The following is a 19992-nucleotide window of genomic DNA, read 5'->3' on the forward strand; positions in this document are numbered from 1 at the left end:
ACCATGAGCGAGCTCGATCATCTGGTGTACGCCGGTCCGGACCTGCAGGTATTGGTGGAGGAGGTGCATGAGCTCACCGGGGTACGCCCCGTGGCCGGCGGCAGCCACGAGGGGCGCGGCACCGCGAACGCACTCCTCGGGCTCGGCGAGGGCCGCTACCTGGAGCTGCTCGGCCCTGACCCGGAGCAGGGCGAGCCGGACCGGCCCAGGCCTCTCCGCGTGGACCAGGTGACCGCCCCCACGATGGTCGGGTGGGCGGTGCGGCCCACCGACATCGAGGCCGTCGCTGCCTCGGCGCGAGACTCGGTGTACGACCCGGGGCCGGTGGCACCGATGAGCCGGCGGACCACCGACGGCGACCTGCTCAGTTGGCGTCTCACCCCACCTGAGGGTGGGCTCGAGGGGGCCATCCCGTTCCTCATCGACTGGCAGGACACTCCGCACCCGTCCGGTGCACTGCCCGGGGTCGAACTGACGAGTCTCACCTTGGAGCACCCCGATCCCGACCAGGTGCGTCCTGCCCTGGACGCACTCGGTGCGCTCGAGCTGGTGCAGTTGCGTGCCGGGGAGCGGCTGCGGATCGTGGCCGAGCTGGACACCCCGAGGGGGCTCGTGCACCTGGGCTGACGTACCTGGGCGCCCGGAACGCGGAGGCGACCGGACGCCGTCGGGAAATCAGGGAAGGCGGGCGAAGGCCCGCTGCACGGACGCTTCCACGCGGGGGCCGAGCGGGCGGAACGGTTCGATCTCCACCGCACTCCCGGCGCTGCGGCCGCGGCGCCACAGCCCGATCACCCGACCGCCCTTGACGATGGTGGAGCGGAACATCCCGTTGCCGCCCGGTACCAGCCGATCCAGGCGGTCCGGCGGCACCGCGAAGGAGCGGTCGACGTAGCCGAGCATGAACTCGTCGAACCCTGGCAGCAGCATCAGCCGGCTGGCGTCGCGGCGGTGCTCGGTGAGCAGGTCCGCCAGCCCTGGGTCCGCGTAGTACGTCTCGCCGGCGGCCTCGAGGCGTTCGACCTTCCCGGCGATGCGGGCCAGGGAGGCGCGGATCGGCCCCAGCGGCAGCCCGAACCAGCGGGCGGCGTCACGCTCGGTGGCCGGGCCGTGGCTGTGCAGGTAGCGGGTGAGCCACTCATCGAGCCCGGCATCCGGTCCGAGGTGGCGGGGTGCGGGGATCCAGTCCCGGCAGCGCACCACCAGCTGCTCGGTGCCGGACATCGGACCGAGGGTCAGCTCGCCGGCCCGGCAGAGCAGCCCGAGCAGGTGCACCGCGGTCTGGGAGTGGGTGAGCAGGTCGGCCTCGTTCCATCGGGCGAAGAGATCTGCGCGGCGCAGTTCCCGGCCCGCAAGCACCTCCTCAGCGATCTCGCCGGCCTGGACCAGGACGGGCTCGGTGATGCCGAGCTCGGCGTGCCGTTTCGCTGCTGCGGCGTCGGTGCGCGCCCCGGTGATCGCCGTCATCCAGCCCGCGTCCTCGGCCGGCACCAGGTGCAGCGTGCCGCGCATCGACCAGGTGCGCACGATCGCGCCCGCGTCGAGGGCAGCCCGCACGCTCTCGACGGTGCCATCCGTGCGCAGGGCGAGGGACGTAAGCGCTCCGGGCAGGTCCTGCGCCTGCACGGCGCCCAGGTGCCCGACGGCGTCCGCCGGGCTGAGCAGGCGTGGCCCGGCCAGGCGGTGCGCGAGCAGGCGCAGGAGCGGTAGGTCGGCAACCCAGCTCATGGGGCCAGTATTCACCAGGCGCCCCGATCGCGTGTGACGCCCATCGACGCCGACGCCAACCGGGTCCACAATGAGCCTGTGAGCGCGACACACGCAGACATCGTCACCGTTCCGACCGATGCCGGGGACATGCCGGTCCACCGCTGGCTCCCACCGGGCGGCACTGGGTCAGGAGTGCTGGTGCTCCAGGAGATCTTCGGCGTCAGCACCTACATCCGGGCTCGCTCCGCGGACCTGGCCGAGGCCGGGTACGTGGTGTACGCACCCGAGCTGTACCACCGCATCCCGGATGCCTCGGTGGACGAGGACGACGTGGACCGCGGGATCGAGCTCGCCGGGCAACTGCCGTGGGAGCACGCACTCACCGACGCCCGCACTGCCCTGGAGGCCCTGCACGCCGCCCAGGAACGCACCGGCGGTCTCGCGCTGCTGGGGTTCTGTTACGGCGGCGGTCTCGCCTTCAACCTCGCCGCACAGGTGCCGCCCGACGCCCTGGTCAGCTACTACGGCTCCGCGTTGCCGGGCCTGCTCGCGCTCGCACCGGAGGTGACGATGCCGAGCCTGCACCACTTCGGCACCGCCGACACCTTCGTCCCGGCCGAGCAGATCGAGACGATCCGCCAGGCCGTCACCGCCGCGAACTCCTCGGCGGAGTTCGTCACCTACGACGGCGCAGGGCACGCTTTCGACAATCCGTCACCGCTGTTCCACCACGAGCAGGCCTCCGCCGAGGCCTGGCAGCGCACGCTCGCCTTCCTCGCGGCTCACCTGGGCTGAGCCAGCGAGGCGGGCTCTTGTTCGAACGGGGTTCCGGCGTTCGAACGGCCTTCCGTGCGCCCGCAATCCCATTCGAATGACAGAAGCCCGTTCGAGTGCGGGATGAGCGCCGGGGGAAGCCGCGCTCAGCCTTCGCGGCTCTCGCCCTTCGCCATCCGCTGCATCATCGCGTTGTAGGCCTCGAGCTCGGCGCCTGAGTTGCGGTCCGCGGCACGATCGACCCGCTTGGCCTCGCGCTGGTCGCTGCGCGCCCACATGATCGCCACCCCGATCGCGAGCGCCAGGGACGGGACCTCCCCGATCCCCCAGGTGATCTCGCCCCCCGTCTCCTGGTCCGCGAGCGCATCGACGCCCCACGGCAGACCCAGCGCACCGAAGTAGTCGGCAGCCAGCAGCGTTCCCATCGAGATGATCGCGATCCCGAAGAAGGCATGGAAGGCCATCGTGGCGAACAGCAGCACCAGGCGGAGCGGGTAGATCGGCCGGCGGGGACCCGGGTCCACCCCCACCAGGACGTTCACGAAGACATACCCGGCGAGGCTGAAGTGCACCACCATCGCGATGTGCCCGAGGTGCGTGGTCAGGGCGAGCTCGAACAGCGGGGTGAAGTAGAAGACGATCATCGAGCCGGCGAAGTTCACGGCCGCGATCACCGGGTGCGAGGCGAACCGCGCCCACCGGGAGTGGACCACTGCGAGCAGCCATTCCCGTGGCCCGCGGGAACCGTCGGTCCGTCCCTCGAGCGCGCGCAGCGCGAGGGTGACCGGGGCACCGATCACGAACAGGATCGGCAGCACCATCACCATGCTCATGTGCTGGACCATGTGCGCGGAGAACAGGATCCGCCCGTACACGGCCGCACCCCCCAGGTTCACGTAGGCGAACCCGGCGCACCCCACCAGCCACACCACGGTCCGCGTGACCGGCCAGGTGTCGCCGCGGCGGCGCAGCCGCAGCACCCAGGTGAGATACACGACAGCGAGGGTCACCGCGAGATAGGCGAACAGCAGGTCCGGGGTGCCCTGGGTGAACCATCGGCCCAACGTCGGCGGCGGGGGCACCGGCTGCTGGGAGAGTTCCTCGGCCGGGCTGAGGTTCTCCTGCGCTTCCTGCGGCACCGGAGGCCCGGTGTCCGCGAGCGCCACCGCGACACCCATGACGGCGCCCATCACCAGCACCTCGACGGCGGCCAACCGCCAGAATGCCCGAGGCGCACCGCCGTCGGGCCGTGGCTTCAGCTGAGGCACGGTACGTACCCGATGCAGGTAGCCGATCGCACCGAGACCGACGAAGATCGCGATCTTCACCAGCAGCAGGGCGCCATAGGAGCCGAAGAACCCGTCCCAGCCGCCGAGGCGGAGCCAGGCGTTGGCCGCTCCGGAGACGCCCACGCCCACGAAACACCACAGGGCGACGGCAGAGTAGCGGTGCACCGCGCTGGCGAGGTCGCGCCCGAGCCGGGGAGCGCTCAGACAGAGCACCATCAAGCCACCCACCCAGACGGCGGCGAACAGCAGGTGACCGAACATGCCGGACATCCCGAGCTCGTGATAGGCGCTGCCGGAGGCGTGCCCGGAGGTGGCGATGGGGATCAGCACGCTCATCGACAGCACCGCCGCGATCACGGTGGTGCCGTAGCCTGCCACGGCTACGCAGGCGATCGACGCCACAGCGGCCAGCACGGCAGCTACCAGCGCGGCGCGGCCGGTCGAGAGCTCGGTGAGGTAGAAGACGAGCTCGTCGCCGAACCCCTCGCCACCGATCGACCGCCCCGCCACCGTGGCGTACCCGAACACGAGGTCGAGCACCAGTGCGCCGGCCCATACCGGGCCCGCCACCATCACCGCACGCGAGGCGATCCGCCACCCAGCCCCGTCCACCGCAGCCCGCGGCGCGCGCCGGCGCTCACCGGCCGATGCCGCGCCGCCCGGTGGGAGGGCGAACATCAGCAGCGCGAGCCCACCGAGCGTCACCGAGGCACTGAGTTGCCAGACCACCGTGAGCAGCGGGCGACCCCAGCGCACGATCGCGCCGGCGTCGGCGAGATCGGTGGGACCGGCAGCCCCGGAAAAGGCGAGGCCGAGCACGGAGGCGAGCATCGCCGTCGGGATCAACGCCCAGGCCGCCCAGGTGGCGCGCCGTGCTACCCCGGACGTGGGGCGGACGGACGAGGGCGCAACAGGTGGGGCGGACACAGCCCGAGCCTAATCGGCCCGCGCCCGCTCGTTGGCTTCGTGGGTGCAGGGCCACGACCTCACGCCGGACCATGACGTCGGCTCAGGTCGGCGGTTACGTGCGATGGGCAGTCCTGCCCAGCGCCGGGCGGCGACGGGCCCAGGTCCGGCTGGCATAATCGCAGCGAGCACTTACCGTCGCCTCAGAGTGGGAGATCATGTCCAGCCCCGTTGCCTCACACTTGGCGCCGTCGACGTCAACGATCTCCTACGACGACATCCAGCGCGCGACAGAGCGCCTGAGCCACGTGGCGCGCGTCTTCGACCAGCGCATCGTGGGACAGCACGGCCTGCGCACCGCCCTGGTGAGCTGCCTGCTCGCGGGCGGGCACGTGCTCCTCGAGTCCGTGCCCGGGCTGGCGAAGACCACCGCCGCCCAGACGCTGGCCGACTCGGTCTCCGGCACCTTCCACCGCATCCAGTGCACGCCCGACCTGATGCCGAACGACATCGTCGGCACCCAGATCTACAACTACGCCACGGGTGAGTTCTCCACCCAGCTCGGGCCGGTGCACGCGAACATGGTGCTGCTGGACGAGATCAACCGGTCCTCGGCGAAGACCCAGTCGGCGATGCTCGAGGCGATGCAGGAGAAGCAGACCTCCATCGGCGGCGAGATCTTCCCGCTGCCGAAGCCTTTCATGGTGATGGCCACGCAGAACCCCATCGAGGAGGAGGGCACGTACGTTCTCCCCGAGGCTCAGATGGACCGGTTCCTGATGAAGGAGGTGCTCACCTACCCGGCGCCGGACGAGGAGGTGGACATCCTCGAGATGATCCAGTCCGGTGCGATGAGCGCGGCCCTGACGGCGCAACCCATCTCCATCGAGGATGTCGAGTTCCTGCAGCGCCTGGTGCGTCAGGTGTACGTGGATACCTCGATCAAGCAGTACATCGTGGCGATCATCAACACCACCCGTGGCGGGGGGCCGCGGCCGCTGCCGAACCTGAACCAGCACGTCCGCGTCGGCGCCAGCCCGCGTGGTGGCATCGCGCTGATGCACCTCGCGCAGGCGCTGGCCCTGCAGGCCGGCCGCTCCTACGTGGTGCCCGACGACGTCAAGCTGCTGCGGCACTCGGTGCTGCGGCACCGGATCGTGCGTACCTACGACGCCCTCGCGAACAATGTGGCACCGGAGTCGCTCATCGACGCCGTCTTCGCAGCCGTCCCCAGCCCCTGACCTGCAGCACCTGAGCCCTGGGCCCAGGCCCCCGCTGACCCGCAGAAGGAGAGTGTCGCGTGGCTTCGACGTCCCGCCTGGCGAAGGTCCGAGCACGGCTCGACCTGCCGACGGTGCGGCGCGCCTCGGGACTCCTCGAAGGGCGGCACCGGTCCATCTACTCCGGCCACGGCCAGGACTTCGACGAGATGGCCGAGTACCACATGGGCGACGACGTCTCCGACATCGACTGGAAGGCCAGCGCCTCCTACGGCGAGCCGGTGATCCGCCGGTTCGTGCGGGACTCCAACCTCGCCATGGTGGTGGCCGTGGACACCGGTCGGAACATGGGCGCCACAGCACCGGACGGCGGCTCGAAGGCGGAGATCGCCCAGTTCGCCGCCGAGATCGTGTGCTACCTCGCCAGGTCCCGCGGGGACACGGTGGCGCTGGTGGCCGGTGATTCCGAGCGGATCGTGCAGATCCCGGCACGCGGTGGCACCCAGCACATGGAGATGCTGCTGCGGCGGATCGAGGCGATGTTCGAGATCGACGCCCCGGCGAGCGACCTGAACCGGGTGCTGGACCGGATCCTGACCTGGTTCAACCGGCGATCGCTGGTAGTGCTGATCACTGATGAGGCCCGACCGCAGGCCGAGCACGAGCTGGGTCTGAAGCGGCTGCGCACCCGCCACGAGGTGATGGTGGTGCAGGTGGGCGACGCCCTCCCGACAACCTTCGGGGACACCCCGATCGACGATGTCGACCGGCACCTGGAGATCCCCGAGTACTTGCGCTCGCACCAGGCCCTGGACTCTGAGGCGCGTGCAGCCGCGGAACGTCGGCGTCAGGACGTGGCCGCGATGCTGCGCCGACAGGGCGTGGAAGGCGTGACCGCCAACAGCGAGGACGAACTCATCGACCGGCTGATCGACCTGCTCAGGAGGCAACGCCGTGTTCGCCGTTGACCTCACCTCGGCCCCCGGGATCGCCAGCTCCCTGGCCCTGCCGGTGAGTACCGCGCCGATCAATGACCCAGTGCCGCCGGCCGCCTACTCCGCCTGGGTGTGGGTGGTGGGCCTGGTGCTGCTGGCCCTCATCGGTGCCTGGTACTGGTTCGTCTTCTACAACACCCGCAAGCGGCCCGCCGAGGACGACTCCGGCAGCCGGGACCGGTACGCCACCCTGCGCACCAGCATGCTCGGCCAGGTGGACGCGGCCGAGGCGCGCTATCGCGAGGGTGAGTCCGACCTGCGGACCCTGCACCTGGACCTGAACCACATCATGCGGGAGTTCGCCAACGGGCGGATGCGGATGGACACCAGCTCGCTGACGGTGCGCGAGATCGCTCGCCTGGAGGGCACCGACCGCCTGGTGAACCTGCTCGCCGAGTACGAGGAGCCGGCGTTCGCCTCCGACTCCGACGCCGAGGCGCTCGCCGCCACGGAGAGCGCGCGGGCGGTGGTCCGCGAATGGTGAGCAGTGTGTTGTTGCACCCGTGGGCCCTGTGGGTGGTGCTCGGGGTGGTCCTGGTGGCCCTGGTGCTCGGCTGGTTCGCCCGGGCTGCGAAGCAGGAGAAGCGCCAGGTCACCTGGGTGGCGAATGCCGGCTACCTGCCCGACCTTCCTTCGTTCAAGTCGCGCCTGTCCCGGTACCGGGTGTTCCTGCTGTGCCTGGCTGTGGTGCTGTTCGGCTCCTCGATCGCCACCGGGTTCCTGGTGGCCCGGCCGGTGGACCGGGAGGTGCGCTCGGAGGAACTGGCCACCCGGGACATCGTGCTCTGCTTGGACGTCTCCGGCTCGATGATCGAGTACGACACCGAGATCGTGCAGCGTTTCCTGGAGCTGCTGCCCAGCTTCCACGGTGAGCGGATCGCGCTGTCCATCTACAACTCCACCTCACGCACCGTGTTCCCGCTCACCGACGACTACACCTTGGTGGAGGAGCAGCTCACCGAGGCGGCCGAGGCGCTCGACTTCGACGTGGACTCCCTCGACGACTACTCCTACGATGCGGCCGCCCTGGACCGGTTGCTCCAGTTCCTCGCGGGGACCGAGGGACTCGGGCAGGATGCCTCGTCCCTGGTGGGTGACGGTCTAGCCACCTGTGCGCTGGCATTCGACCTGGAGGACGAGGAACGCTCCCGGTCGATCATCATGGCCACGGACAACGAGGTGTTCGGCGAACCGCTGTACACGCTCCCGGAGGCGGCCGACCTGGTGGCCGAGCGGGACATCACCCTGCACGGCTTCTACGCGGGCGCTGTCACACCCGACTCGGCCGCCCAGCAGAAGGAGTACCAGGACGCGGTCGAGGCACACGGCGGGCTGTTCTACGCCAGTGACGATCCCGACGCGGTCTCTGGGATCGTCGACGAGATCTCCGCCCAGCAGGCAGCCGAGCTCGACGCGGATGCCGACGTGATCATCACCGATCGGCCGGAGAAGTACTTCGCTGCTCTGATGGGGCTGATCGGCCTGTACCTCCTCGCCGTGTGGAGGTTGCGCGCATGACTCTGCGAATGATGTGGCCCCTGTGGCTCACCCTGATCGTCTTCCTTCCGCTGCTGGCCCTCGCGGTCTGGAAGATCCGCACCTCCCACGGCGAGCGCCGCCGGGACTGGCTGCGCCGCGGCGGCATCGTACTCACCGCCATGGTCATCGCGCTCACCCCGGCGATCCCTCGCACGCTCGAGGAGTCGCTGATCACGAACGTGGAGATGTACTTCGTGGTCGACCGCACCGGCTCCATGGCCGCCGAGGACTACGACGGCGAGCGCGCCCGCCTCGAGGGCGTGCAGGCCGATCTCGAGGCGCTGACCGAGGCGATGCCTGCAGCCAGGTACAGCATTCTCGCGTTCGACTCCCAGACCACCTCACAACTGCCGCTGACCACCGACTCCCGTGCAGTGCGCGCCTGGGCGGACACGGTGAAGCAGGAGATCACGGCGTACTCGGCCGGATCGTCGATCGACCGGCCCCTGGACGCGCTCACCGAGACCTTGAACGGAGCGGCGGAGCGGAACCCGGAGAACGTGCGCCTGGTGTTCATCTTCTCCGACGGGGAGAACACGAACGGGTCCGACTCCCAGGCGGGCGAGTTCGCCTCGTTCGCCGACCTGAACCCGCTGGTGGACGGCGGTGCCGTGCTCGGCTACGGCACACCCGACGGCGGGACCATGCGCTCCTACGACGGCACCGACGGCACCGGCTTCGGCACCGACGCTCCGTACATCACCGACGAGAACGGTGATCCGGCGGTGTCGCGGATCGACGAGACGAACCTGCGTACCCTCGCCGACCAGCTGGGGGTGCAGTACGCGCACCGGATCACCCCGGACTCGGTGGACCCGCTCGTCGAGGACGTCGACGTGCAGCAGATCGCTGCCGACGGCCGCCGGGACCTGACCACCTACGAGGACGTGTACTGGCCGTTCGCGATCATCCTGGCACTGCTGCTCGCGTGGGAAGCCTGGGACCTGACCCGAGAGGTTCCGAAGTCCGGTCGCAAGCGACCGAAGAAGGATGACGACGAACCGGCCCGGGAGCCGGCCGGCGCCGGAGCAGGAGGTTCCCGATGACTGCCGATCTGCTGCCACCGCCCGGTCAGTTCCGCACGACGGCGGAGATCCGGGACGCCCAGTTCCACGAGAAGCTGGCCAGACGGCGCAAGCTGATGCTGCTCTGGTCGGCCCCCGTGGTGGCGATCGCCTTCCTCGCGGCGGCGAAGCTGCTCAGTGCGGTGCTCATCAACCTCGCCGGAACCAGTGCCTACGACAACGCCAATCACGTGACGGCGTCCGAACGGTTCGAGTCGTTGGAGTACTTCAACTGGGTGGAGCCCTGGAAGGCGCACTTCAACCAGGGCACTGCCACCTACGCCACCGGCGACTTCTTCAACGCCACCCTCGACCTGGATGTGGCCCTGGAGCTCGTCCCGACGGCACCGGACGGGGAGCCGCGAGGGGCGGAGGAGTGCATGGTGCGCACGAACAACTCCCTCGCTCTGGAGGGCCTCGGCGACGAAGCGTCCATCGCGAGCGACTTCGCCACGGCGACCGATTACTACGACCAGGCGCAGACGATGCTCGCCGACTGTGGTGAGGCCGGTGGCAACGGCGGCGAGGAAGCACAGGAGGCCGAGGAGCGCCAGCAGGAGTCGCAGGAGCAGAGCCAGCAGCAGGAGCAAGAGCAGCAGGAGCAGAACGGCGAGGGTGAGGGCGAGAGCGAGTCCCCCACCGAGGGCGAGTCCGGTGGGGAGAGCGAATCACCCACCGAAGGCGAGTCCGGTGGGGAGAGCGAATCACCCACCGAAGGCGAGTCCGGTGGGGAGAGCGAATCACCCACCGAAGGCGAATCCGGCGGCGAAAGCGAATCACCCAGCGAGTCGCAGGATCCGCGCCAGTCCGAACTCGAGGAACGCAACCAGGAGGCACAGGAGTCCCGCGAGGCGTCCGAGCAGGCTTCCGGGGGTGGCAACGGGTCCGGGCAGAACTGGTGACCTGACGTTCCGACGTCTGGCCGCTCGTCGCACCACACCAGCAGCCCGATCGACGTCCGATTTTCGGTTGCTGGGCGCCATAAGGTGATCGGGTGGACTACGTCTTCGACACCCTGGACCTCAGCGACGACTCCCCGGAGGCGGTCGCGCGCCGTGAAGCCTGGCTCGGTGCTGTCGAGCGCGCCTTCCACGGCGCCCGACCGAGCTCCGAGCACATCGCACACTGGCTCTCCGGCGCCCGTGCGGACGGTGCCGTGTGCCGCGGCGCCTGGCTGCCGGAGGGGGAGTTCGGCGCCGGGCCTGCCCCAGTGGCAACCTTCGTCAGCTTCGACAAGACCATCAACGCCGGGCACGACCTGCTGCCGGTCCGGATGATCAGCGATGTCAGCGCGAGCCCCACACACCGGCGCCGCGGCCTGGTGCGCACCATGATGGAGTCCGACCTGGCTGATGCTGCAACGCGCGGGATCCCGTTGGCTGCCCTGACCGCGTCCGAGGCGACGATCTACGGGCGCTGGGGCTTCGGCCCCGCCACCTTCGTGCGGACCTTCGAGCTCGACACCGGGCCACGGTTCGGGCTGCGGGGGTTCACCGACCCAGGCCGGGTCGAGCTCGTCGAGCCCGCCGAGGCGTGGCCGCACATCAGCCAGGTGTTCGAGCAGGTGCACCGCACCCGGCGCGGCTCGATCGACCGGCCGTCCTTCTACGAAGTCCTGCACACCGGTGCCTACGACCTCGCCGACGGCGGCCCGGCGAAGAAGCTGCGCGGTGCCGTTCATCTCGATACGCGCGGCGCGGCGGATGGCGTCGTGCTGTACCAGTTCGACGGTTCCGACGCGGAGAAGCCCGCAGTCGCGGTGCACGAGCTCCTGGCCGCCGGCGCTGGCGCCGGGCTGGCGCTCTGGAACTTCCTGGCCCATATCGACCTCTCCCACCGGGTGGTCTGGAAGTTCGGCGACCCGAGCGACCCGCTGCCATGGGCGCTGACCGACCTCAATGCCCTCGCCGTCAAGGCCGAGCGTGAGTTCCTCTGGCTGCGGGTGCTGGATGTGCAGCGGGTGCTCACCGCACGCCCCTGGACAGCCGACGGCGCGGTGATCCTGGAGGTCGAGGACGCCCAGGGGCACGCCGCTGGGACGTACGCGATCGAGACCCTCGCCGGGCGTGCCACCGTCGCACGCACCACCGACCGCCCCGAGGTCACGGTCACCGCCGAGACCCTGGCCACCCTGTGCCTGGGCGCCGTCTCGGTGACCGACCTCGCAGCTGCTGGTCGAGTGGCGGGCGCACCGGACGCCGTCGGGCGTTTCGCAGCGATGGCCGACCGGACGGACCGCCCGTACACCAGTACGTTCTTCTGACGCCTCGCCCCGGGCGAGAGGCGGGGAGTGCTCCCCATCGACGCCCCACCGGGGTCCGCTTAATCTCCTGTCAGAGACGAGAGCGGAGGGGCAATGGGCATCACGATTCCTGGCGAGCTGGACTACGTGCTCGACCTCCTCGGCTACGAGTGGCCGAACCTGGACGAGGACGCGATCCGCGAAGGAGCCGGCCTGGTACGCGGGCTGCGGGACGACCTGCAGGGCACGCTGGACGACCTGGACAGCAGGATCAACAACGAGCTGACCGAGGCGTTCACCTCGAAGGCGGCATCGGCCTACATCGACGCCTGGACGGACAACCGCACCCAGAACATGGACCAGATGCTGGAGCTGCTGCCAGGTGTGGCACAAGGCATCGACATCTTCGCTGATGCGGTGATGGCACTGAAACTCAAGGTGATCGCCGAGCTCACGATCACCGCAGCCCAGATTGCTGCCGCCGCCGCGAGCGCCGTGTTCACCGGTGGTCTCAGCCTCGCGGCGAACGCAGCGATCATCGCCGCCCGTAAGAAGGCGCTGGACATCGCCACCCAGATCGCCATCGAGGAGCTGATCGGCCAGATCCTGGTGATGGTGATCGAGCCCCTGACCGAGACCGCGGCCGGGCTCGCCGAGGCCGTTCTCGATGCCCCGCTGACCACCGCCGGCAACGAGACGCCCACGTTCGACGTCAGCTTCGACCTCATGGAAGAGCTCGCCGACGCGATCGGTGACTGCGGGGACGAGCAGGCCGAGCTCATCGAGAACTTCGTCGCGCAGGTCCTGGGCCTGCCGATCTTCGCGTCGTAGGAGGCACACATGTCGATGGCACGCCATATGGACGAGGTGATCGAGGCACTCGGGACCGGGTCGCGCCGGATCGCTCGCGCACTGGACGGCCGGAGCAAGCGGCAGCGCCAGGAGATCCTCGACAACATCCGCAGGATCCGGGACAAGGACGGCGACCTCTCGCAGCGGAGCTCCCCCAACGATGTGCCGACACCGAACGGTGACCAGGCGCGCCGGCTGGCGGACCTGGAGGCACAGGGTGTGCTGGGCCGCAACGGGGACGGGAGCTACCGGCTGCGCGACTCGCAGTCGTCGCGTGACTTCGAGGCGAACCCGAACCACGACCTGGACGAGGTCCAGCGCCAGCTGCAGATGCAGCAGGACGGGATGAACCGGCTCACCGTCCAGGAGTTCCTGGACAACCGAGACCAGTACGAGCTGGAAGGGCGCACCGACGAGTCGCTGCAGAACCTGTACCGCGACGAGATGGCTGCGGCGGGGTACGACATGGACGGCAACGCCGTGCTGCACGGCCCTGACCAGGTCGCCGGTGGCCACCCATACCGGGTCGACGGGCTCGGCGACTCGGGGGTGAACAGCTCGCTCGGCGCTCAGTGGAAGAGCCGGATCGATGCGCTGCAAGCGTCGATCCAAGGGGCCACATCAGGGGTGCCCACCGACCTGCTCCCGCACATTCAGATCAATGTGAACCTGCCCCTCAACTGACATAGGCTGACGCCCGGAGGAGGTCACCATGCCGACATTTCAACGCGACCCTGCAGTTGATCGGTTCCTGGACGCCAGCATCGCCCTGGACGCCGACCGCTGGGCCTCGCTGATCGAGACCAGCATCAGCATCCACCCCGAGTGGGGAGCATTCACCAGCGAGCTCCAGCAGGCGGTCTCGGCCTCCGAACGAAGCGCCCTCGACAAACACATGAAGGGCGTCATCCGCGGACCGCTGGGCGAACTGGCCCAGGCGAACGGCCTCCGCTTCTCGAACATCGCAGCCACCATCCGGCACGGGATCTTCGCCCTGCAGAAGCGAGAGAGCATCGGGACCGAGACGGTGCGGCAGTGGTGGAGCGTCCAGTTCGAGCAGGCCGGTCTCCGCTTCGATGACATGATCACGGCCCGCTGATGGTCACCTTCGACCGATTCACCCCACATGCTCCGATCGCCGCGGAGACGATCGAGCAGTTCGCCGAGCACGCCCCCGCAGGTGCCGTCGAGATGTGGCGGGACTACGGAGCGGGAGCCGTCGGCAGCGACCAGTTCGTCCGGGTGATCGACCCGGCACGGGGGCGGCAGATGCTGGACGGGTCGATCCCGCTGCCGGAGACGGTGGTGCCGATGTTCACCACTGGTCTGGCCGACGTGGTGGTGTGGGCGCAGAGCATGTTCCTGCTGTACACCTTCCGCTGGGGGACCCTGCAGTTCACCCGCGACCTCACGCTCGATGAGCTGACCGAACGGATGCAGGACCCGACCATCCTCGATGAGGACTTCCGTCGCCAGCCCTACCCGCTGGCGGCCACGCGGCAGGGCATCCCCGCGCATGAGGAATGCTTCGGTTTCGTGCCCTTGCTCGCCCTCGGTGGCCCGAACAAGGTCACCCACCTGCAGAAGATGGGCCTGTACGAGCACATCGCGGTGATCACGCAGCTGGCCGGCGCACCGCGACCGACCGGATACCTGTTCGAGGACGAGTAGCAGCACCGACACGTGCCCAGGGGTTGCCCTGATCTGGCGCGCCAGGAGGAGCCCTCAGCCCCAGACCAGACCCTGACTCGGCTCCTCCATCACCCGCGCGACGTCGTGCAGCACCCGGGAGGCGAGCTCACCGTCCACGAGCCGGTGGTCGACCGAGAGCGCGAGCTGGGTCACCCAGCGTGGCTTGATCTTGCCCTTGTGCACCCAGGGGCGCTCGGCGATCGCACCGAACGCCAGGATCGCCGACTCCCCGGGATTGAGGATCGGGGTACCGGTGTCGATGCCGAAGATGCCCACGTTGGTGATCGTCACCGTACCGTCGGCCATGTCCGCCGGTTGCGTCTTCCCGGCCCGTGCCGTCGACGTCAGGTCGGCGATCCCCTCGGCCAGCTCGTGCATGGAGAGCCGGTGCGCGTCCTTGATGTTCGGCACGATCAACCCGCGGGGTGTCGCCGCAGCGATCCCCAGGTTGATGTAGTGCTTGTAGACGATCTCCTGGGTGTCGTCGTCCCAGGCGGCACTGATCATCGGCCGCTGCCGGATGGCCAGGATGAGCGCCTTCGCTGCCACCAGCAACGGCGTCACCCGCACGTCGGCGAAGTCGCGATCGGCCTTGAGCCGCTCCACCAGCCGCATCGTCTTGGTCACGTCCACGGTCACGAAGACGGTCACGTGCGGCGCCGTGAACGCCGAGGCCACCATCGCCTCCGCCGTCCGCGCCCGCACGCTGCGCACCGGCACCCGGGTCTGCCGTCCGTCCGCAGACACGGTGCCGCCGTCCAGCCAGGGCCGGTCATCACCCTCGTTCTTCACCAGCTTCTCCGGTGCGGAACGCTCCGCGGCGGAGAGCACGTCCGCGCGGGTGACGATGCCGCCAGGCCCGGTACCGGGGACCCTGCTGAGGTCGATCCCGAGGTCCTTGGCGAGCTTGCGCACCGGCGGTTTCGCGAGCACGTGCACGGCCGGCCGTTCCGTTCGTGCGGCAGGCTCATCTCCCGACGGCGCAGCCTGAGCAGGTGCGGCCGGCGCCTCGGCCGGTGGTTCCGCAGGCTCCGCCTCCGGAGGAACAGCCGTGGCGGCCTTGCGCGGCCGGCGGGCCGCGGAGGCGTGCTTGGTGCCGTAGCCCACGAGCACGCCGCCGCTGGTCTCCCCCTCTCCCGCTGCAGTCCCCGACGGCGCAGCCTCGCCCGAGGAGCCCCCCTCGCCAGGCGAGGGGTCCTGCGCAACGGAGGGGCCGCCGTCGGCGATGGCGGCGGGGGCATCATCTGCGGCCGGCGCACCGCCCGGATCGGTATCGATCACGATGATCGGGCTGCCGACCTCCACCGTGTCCCCCACCGCGGCCAGCAGCTCGGAGACCACACCCGCGTGCGGGCTGGGCAGCTCGACCAAGCTCTTCGCCGTCTCGATCTCCACGATCTCCTGGTTCACCGTGACGGTGTCCCCGACGGCGACGCGCCAGTCGACGATGTCGGCCTCGGTGAGGCCTTCGCCGACGTCCGGAAGGCGGAACTGCACGTACTGCGGCATGGCTGGTTCGTCTCCTCGGGTGTTCAGTGCGAGAGCACCGTATCGACAGCATGCAGCACGCGGTCGAGATTCGGCAGGTACTCCTCCTCGATCTTCGAGACCGGGTACGGCGTGTGGAACCCGCCCACGCGCAGCACCGGTGCTTCCAAATGGTAGAAGCACTCCTCGGTAATCCGCGCGGCGATCTCAGCTCCGGCGCCCAAGAAGGTGGGCGCCTCGTGCACCACCACCAGCCGACCGGTGCGGCGCACCGACTCGGCAACCGTGGGGATATCGATCGGGGAGACCGCGCGCAAGTCGATCACCTCGAGGCTGATGCCCTCGGCCTCCGCGGCAGTCGCGGCGCGCAGTGCGGTCGAGACGGCGGGCCCATAGGCAGCGACGGTCACGTCGGTGCCCGGCCGGGCCACCCGCGCCGTGTTCAAGCTGTCGTCGACGCTCGGCGGCTCGGCGGAAGTGACGTCCACGTCCGCCTTGTCCCAGTAGCGCGCCTTCGGCTCGAAGAACAGCACCGGGTCCGGCGAGGCGATCGCCTGCTGGATCATGGTGAACGCATCGGCCGGGGTGGCGGGGCTGATCACCCGCAGTCCCGCCGTGTGCGCGAAAAGCGCCTCCGGTGACTCGGAGTGGTGCTCGACCGCGCCGATGCCACCGCCATAGGGCACCCGGATCACCACGGGAACCTGCACCCGACCGCGGGAGCGGTAGTGCATCTTGGCGAGCTGGGTGGTGATCTGGTTGTAGGCCGGGAAGATGAACCCGTCGAACTGGATCTCGCACACCGGGCGGTACCCGGCGACGGCCATCCCGATCGCGGTGCCGACGATGCCGGACTCGGCGAGCGGGGTGTCCACCACTCGACCGGAGCCGAAATCCTTCTGCAGGCCGTCGGTCACGCGGAACACGCCGCCGAGGGCGCCGATGTCCTCACCCATCAGGACCACGCTGTCGTCACGCTCCATGGCGCGGCGCAGGCCGAGGTTGATCGCCTTACCGAGGGTGATGCGCTGGGTGCCGGTGTGCTCGGTGGTGGCGCTCATGCTGTGCCCTCCCTGCCTGAGACCTGCGGTGCCTCACTCCGGTACACCTCGTACCTCGGCGTCCCTACGCGGGGGCTCCTCGGGCTCATGCTGGTTGCTCCTCGGCCTCGAAACCGGCTTCATACTCCGCCAACCACGCGCGCTCGGCGTTGACCTGGGGGTTCTCGCTGGCGTAGACGTGCTCGAACATGCGCTCGTTCGGCGGGGTCTGGATGGATCGGCAGTACTCCCGGATCTCCGCACCGAACGCCTCGCACTCGGCCTCCAGGTCGGTGAAGAACGCCTCACCGGTGCCGTCCCGGACCAGCAGCGCGTGCAGACGGTCGATCGGGTCCTTGCGGCGCCACGCTTCTTCATCCGCACGCGTGCGGTACCTAGTCGGGTCATCGGACGTGGTGTGCGCGCCCATCCGGTACGTGACCGCCTCGATGAAGGTGGGGCCGCCACCGGAGCGGGCCCGCTCCAGGGCTTCGGACATCACGGCGTGACAGGCCAGCACATCATTGCCGTCCACGCGCACCGACGGGACCCCGAAGCCACGACCGCGGTGGAAGAGCGGGACCCGGCTCTGCCGCTGCGTGGGTTCGGAGATCGCCCAGTGGTTGTTCTGGCAGAAGAAGACCACCGGTGCATCGTTGACGGCGGCATACGTGAGTGCCTCGTTCACGTCGCCTTGGGAGGTCGCCCCGTCGCCGAAGTAGGCGACGGCGGCACGATCGCGCTCCGGATCACCCGTGCCCACATCGCCGTCACGCTGGATCCCCATGGCGTACCCGGTCGCGTGCAGGGCGTGGGCGCCGATCACCAGGGTGGCGAGATGAAAGTTGTGCTCTGCGGGGTCCCAGCCGCCGTGGTCCTCACCGCGGTACAGGTGCAGGGTCTTGCGCAGGTCGACGCCGCGGGTCCAGGCGACACCGAGCTCCCGGTAGGACGGGAAGACGTAGTCACGCGCGCCGAGCGCGCGACCGGATCCGACCTGGGCGGCCTCCTGGCCCAGGCACGGCGGCCACAGGCCGAGCTCACCGTGGCGTTGCAGCGATGTGGCCTCGGTGTCAAAGCGACGGACCATCACCATGTCGCGATAGAGACTGCGGAGCGCCTCGGCGTCCAGGTGGTCGACCCGGGCCGAGTAACTCTCGTGGTGCACACGCTCACCGTCGGGGGTGAGCAGCTGGATGAGATCGTCATCCGGTCCTCCGACCGGGGCGGTGACCCCGTCTGTGTCGGGTGTGAACACAGGCGAACTCCTTCGGTGTGGGGATGGCGGGCCACATGCTGCAACCTACGCCAGCGTAGGCTACGCGAGCGTAGGTTCCAACGGTAGCCCAACCATCGGATCAATGCGGGGAGTTTGTAGAAAACCTCCAAAGCTCGACGACAGTGACGAGCGGCGGGTAACCGCAAGCAGTCGCGCCGCCGTGGCGCGACGCTCTCAGCGTCTCACCTTGTGGACACTCTCGCTACGGCAACGCGCGGACGACCGCCCGGCGCCACCACCCACGACCCCCACCCCGCCGAACGCAACCGCCACCCTCCACCCCGCCGAGCGCAACGTTGTGCGGCGTTCCGGCGCCGGAACGCCGCACAACGTTGCGTTCGGCCGGAGGGGTAGCAGAGTGCTGAGTTCACGCATCGAAGCCAATGTCCGCTGCGCGCGAGGCACTGGGCGCGCTGCGATCGGCAGCTCACACCGACACCACCCTCCACCCGGGCGGCCGATCTCCACTATTTCAGTCGCACACCGAGGCGTCGTGATCGAATCGTGATCAGAGCAGACCCAGAATCGCTTGACTTCGAGTCTCGAACTCAAGAGAGTGTGGACCGCTCGATCAACGACGGTGACGTCGTCGGTGTCTCTCACCGTCACGGCCAACCGGACGAGCGCACTTCCCGGACTCACGCGGCGCTACTGACGGCGATCGCAGGACGTCCGAGACGATCTCAACAACGGAGCGAAGGAGCCCACATGCGTAGGTACGGATTGGTGGCACTCGGCACGGCGGGCCTGCTCGCACTGTCGGCGTGCGCAGGCGAAGGCGCCGGCAGCGGAGATGGTGGCGAAGGCGGCGGCGAGAGCCAGGCGCCGGAGGATGTTCTCGTCGGTGTGGCGATGCCCACCCAGACCTCCGAGCGCTGGATCGCCGACGGCGAGGCGGTCGAGGCCGGGCTCACCGAAGCCGGCTATGAGGTGGATCTGCAGTTCGGGAACGACGACATCCCCACGCAGGCGCAGCAGATCGATCAGATGATCACCAGCGGAGCCGATCTGCTGATCATCGGCGCCATCGACGGCACGGCCCTGACCAGCCAGCTCGAGGCTGCCGCGGCACAGGACATCCCGGTGATCTCCTACGACCGGCTGATCCGCGACAGCGAAGACGTGGACTTCTACGTCACCTTCGACAACGAACAGGTCGGCGTGCAGCAGGCGACCTCGCTCCTGGTCGGTCTCGGCATCCTGAACGAGGACGGGTCCGAGGGGGACGCTGAGGGACCGTTCAACATCGAGCTGTTCGCCGGCTCGCTGGACGACAACAACGCGCACTTCTTCTGGCAGGGCGCCATCGACACCCTGCAGCCCTACTTCGACGACGGCACGCTGACCGTCCCGTCCGGCCAGACCGACATCGAGCAGGCCGCCACGCTGCGCTGGCAGCAGGAGACGGCTCAGCGCCGGATGGAGGACCTGCTCACCTCCACCTACTCCGACGGCACCGAGCTGCACGGTGTGCTCTCCCCCTACGACGGGCTGTCCCGCGGCATCATCACCGCGCTGCAGAACGACGGCATGGGCCCCTCGCTCGAGGAGGGCCTTCCGGTGGTGAGCGGCCAGGACGCCGAGATCGCCTCGGTCGCGCTGATCGACCAGGGCGTGCAGTTCGCCACGATCTTCAAGGACACCCGCAAGCTGGCGGACCAGGCAGTGGTCACTGCCGAGGCCTACCTCGCAGGTGAGGAGCCCGAGGCGAACGACACCGAGACCTACGACAACGGGGTGCAGGTCGTTCCCTCCTACCTGCTCGACTCCGACATCGTCTACGCCGACAACATCGAGTCACTGCTCATCGAGTCGGAGTACTGGTCCGCCGACGAGGTCGCTTCCGGCGTCGCCGAGTAATACCCGCCGGTGCGGGGGTGCGGCACTCGCGCAGTGCCGCGC

The 19992-nt window shown here is 69.2% G+C and carries 19 protein-coding genes; 14 read left to right on the plus strand and 5 right to left on the minus strand.

Translation table 11 applies throughout. The features are described from left to right. Positions 1–3: 3 nt before the first annotated feature. Positions 4–627, plus strand: coding sequence for a VOC family protein (locus tag BLU77_RS12290; RefSeq protein WP_089773431.1), 624 nt, complete (start codon positions 4–6; stop codon positions 625–627). A 48-nt stretch (positions 628–675) separates the two neighbouring features. On the opposite strand, the gene BLU77_RS12295 is transcribed toward BLU77_RS12290, so the two are convergent. Then, on the minus strand, positions 676–1728 hold the full coding sequence (locus BLU77_RS12295; protein WP_089773432.1) for a winged helix DNA-binding domain-containing protein: 1053 nt from the start codon (positions 1726–1728) through the stop codon (positions 676–678). 78 nt (positions 1729–1806) lie between these two features. Between BLU77_RS12295 and BLU77_RS12300 the strand changes: the two genes are divergently transcribed. Beyond that, positions 1807–2505: a dienelactone hydrolase family protein gene (locus BLU77_RS12300; RefSeq protein ID WP_245708835.1), complete on the plus strand. Its 699-nt coding sequence runs from the start codon at positions 1807–1809 to the stop codon at positions 2503–2505. 125 nt (positions 2506–2630) lie between these two features. Here the strand turns inward: BLU77_RS12300 and BLU77_RS12305 are convergent, their stop codons facing one another. Continuing rightward, positions 2631–4700 carry a bifunctional copper resistance protein CopD/cytochrome c oxidase assembly protein gene (locus BLU77_RS12305; RefSeq protein ID WP_245708836.1) on the minus strand — a complete coding sequence of 690 codons (2070 nt, stop codon included), beginning with the start codon at positions 4698–4700 and terminating at the stop codon, positions 2631–2633. 197 nt (positions 4701–4897) lie between these two features. On the opposite strand from BLU77_RS12305, the gene BLU77_RS12310 reads away from it, so the two are divergent. From BLU77_RS12310 to BLU77_RS12360, 11 genes are all read left to right on the plus strand, one after another. Then, a complete protein-coding gene (locus tag BLU77_RS12310; RefSeq protein WP_089773434.1) occupies positions 4898–5920 on the plus strand; it encodes an AAA family ATPase in 1023 nt (340 codons plus the stop codon). Positions 5921–5979: 59 nt separating this feature from the next. Further along, complete coding sequence (locus tag BLU77_RS12315; protein ID WP_089773435.1) at positions 5980–6867, plus strand: DUF58 domain-containing protein; 888 nt, start codon at positions 5980–5982, stop codon at positions 6865–6867. Next, the gene (locus BLU77_RS12320; protein ID WP_089773436.1) at positions 6854–7378 is read left to right on the plus strand and encodes a hypothetical protein; all 525 of its coding nucleotides are present in this window, start codon (positions 6854–6856) and stop codon (positions 7376–7378) included. The genes BLU77_RS12315 and BLU77_RS12320 overlap by 14 nt, the downstream gene beginning before the upstream one ends. Continuing rightward, positions 7372–8412 (plus strand): vWA domain-containing protein, encoded by a 1041-nt coding sequence (locus BLU77_RS12325; RefSeq protein WP_089773437.1) that lies wholly within the window; start codon positions 7372–7374, stop codon positions 8410–8412. Before BLU77_RS12320 ends, BLU77_RS12325 begins: the two co-directional genes overlap by 7 nt. Further along, positions 8409–9479 carry a vWA domain-containing protein gene (locus BLU77_RS12330; protein ID WP_089773438.1) on the plus strand — a complete coding sequence of 357 codons (1071 nt, stop codon included), beginning with the start codon at positions 8409–8411 and terminating at the stop codon, positions 9477–9479. Before BLU77_RS12325 ends, BLU77_RS12330 begins: the two co-directional genes overlap by 4 nt. After that, positions 9476–10399: a hypothetical protein gene (locus tag BLU77_RS12335; protein ID WP_089773439.1), complete on the plus strand. Its 924-nt coding sequence runs from the start codon at positions 9476–9478 to the stop codon at positions 10397–10399. Before BLU77_RS12330 ends, BLU77_RS12335 begins: the two co-directional genes overlap by 4 nt. Before the next feature lie 92 nt (positions 10400–10491). After that, complete coding sequence (locus BLU77_RS12340) at positions 10492–11760, plus strand: GNAT family N-acetyltransferase (protein ID WP_089773440.1); 1269 nt, start codon at positions 10492–10494, stop codon at positions 11758–11760. A gap of 93 nt (positions 11761–11853) precedes the next feature. Beyond that, positions 11854–12570, plus strand: coding sequence for a WXG100 family type VII secretion target (locus BLU77_RS12345; RefSeq protein ID WP_089773441.1), 717 nt, complete (start codon positions 11854–11856; stop codon positions 12568–12570). Between the two features lie 9 nt (positions 12571–12579). Next, complete coding sequence (locus BLU77_RS12350; RefSeq protein WP_089773442.1) at positions 12580–13275, plus strand: polymorphic toxin type 15 domain-containing protein; 696 nt, start codon at positions 12580–12582, stop codon at positions 13273–13275. 28 nt (positions 13276–13303) lie between these two features. Then, positions 13304–13690 carry a hypothetical protein gene (locus tag BLU77_RS12355; protein ID WP_089773443.1) on the plus strand — a complete coding sequence of 129 codons (387 nt, stop codon included), beginning with the start codon at positions 13304–13306 and terminating at the stop codon, positions 13688–13690. Then, the gene (locus tag BLU77_RS12360; protein ID WP_139177756.1) at positions 13690–14262 is read left to right on the plus strand and encodes a T6SS immunity protein Tdi1 domain-containing protein; all 573 of its coding nucleotides are present in this window, start codon (positions 13690–13692) and stop codon (positions 14260–14262) included. Before BLU77_RS12355 ends, BLU77_RS12360 begins: the two co-directional genes overlap by 1 nt. Before the next feature lie 54 nt (positions 14263–14316). Here the strand turns inward: BLU77_RS12360 and BLU77_RS12365 are convergent, their stop codons facing one another. The 3 genes from BLU77_RS12365 to pdhA form a co-directional block, all read right to left on the minus strand. Beyond that, positions 14317–15792 carry a dihydrolipoamide acetyltransferase family protein gene (locus tag BLU77_RS12365; RefSeq protein ID WP_089773444.1) on the minus strand — a complete coding sequence of 492 codons (1476 nt, stop codon included), beginning with the start codon at positions 15790–15792 and terminating at the stop codon, positions 14317–14319. A 23-nt stretch (positions 15793–15815) separates the two neighbouring features. Continuing rightward, positions 15816–16832 carry an alpha-ketoacid dehydrogenase subunit beta gene (locus tag BLU77_RS12370; protein WP_089773445.1) on the minus strand — a complete coding sequence of 339 codons (1017 nt, stop codon included), beginning with the start codon at positions 16830–16832 and terminating at the stop codon, positions 15816–15818. Between the two features lie 85 nt (positions 16833–16917). Next, positions 16918–18069 carry a pyruvate dehydrogenase (acetyl-transferring) E1 component subunit alpha gene (gene pdhA / locus BLU77_RS12375; RefSeq protein WP_089773446.1) on the minus strand — a complete coding sequence of 384 codons (1152 nt, stop codon included), beginning with the start codon at positions 18067–18069 and terminating at the stop codon, positions 16918–16920. Between the two features lie 729 nt (positions 18070–18798). Here pdhA and chvE point away from each other — a divergent pair. Beyond that, entirely contained in the window at positions 18799–19950 is a 1152-nt protein-coding gene (chvE, locus tag BLU77_RS12380) for a multiple monosaccharide ABC transporter substrate-binding protein (protein WP_089773447.1), read from the plus strand. The last annotated feature ends 42 nt before the right edge of the window (positions 19951–19992 follow it).

Source organism: Ruania alba, from assembly GCF_900105765.1.
GTDB lineage: Bacteria > Actinomycetota > Actinomycetes > Actinomycetales > Beutenbergiaceae > Ruania > Ruania alba.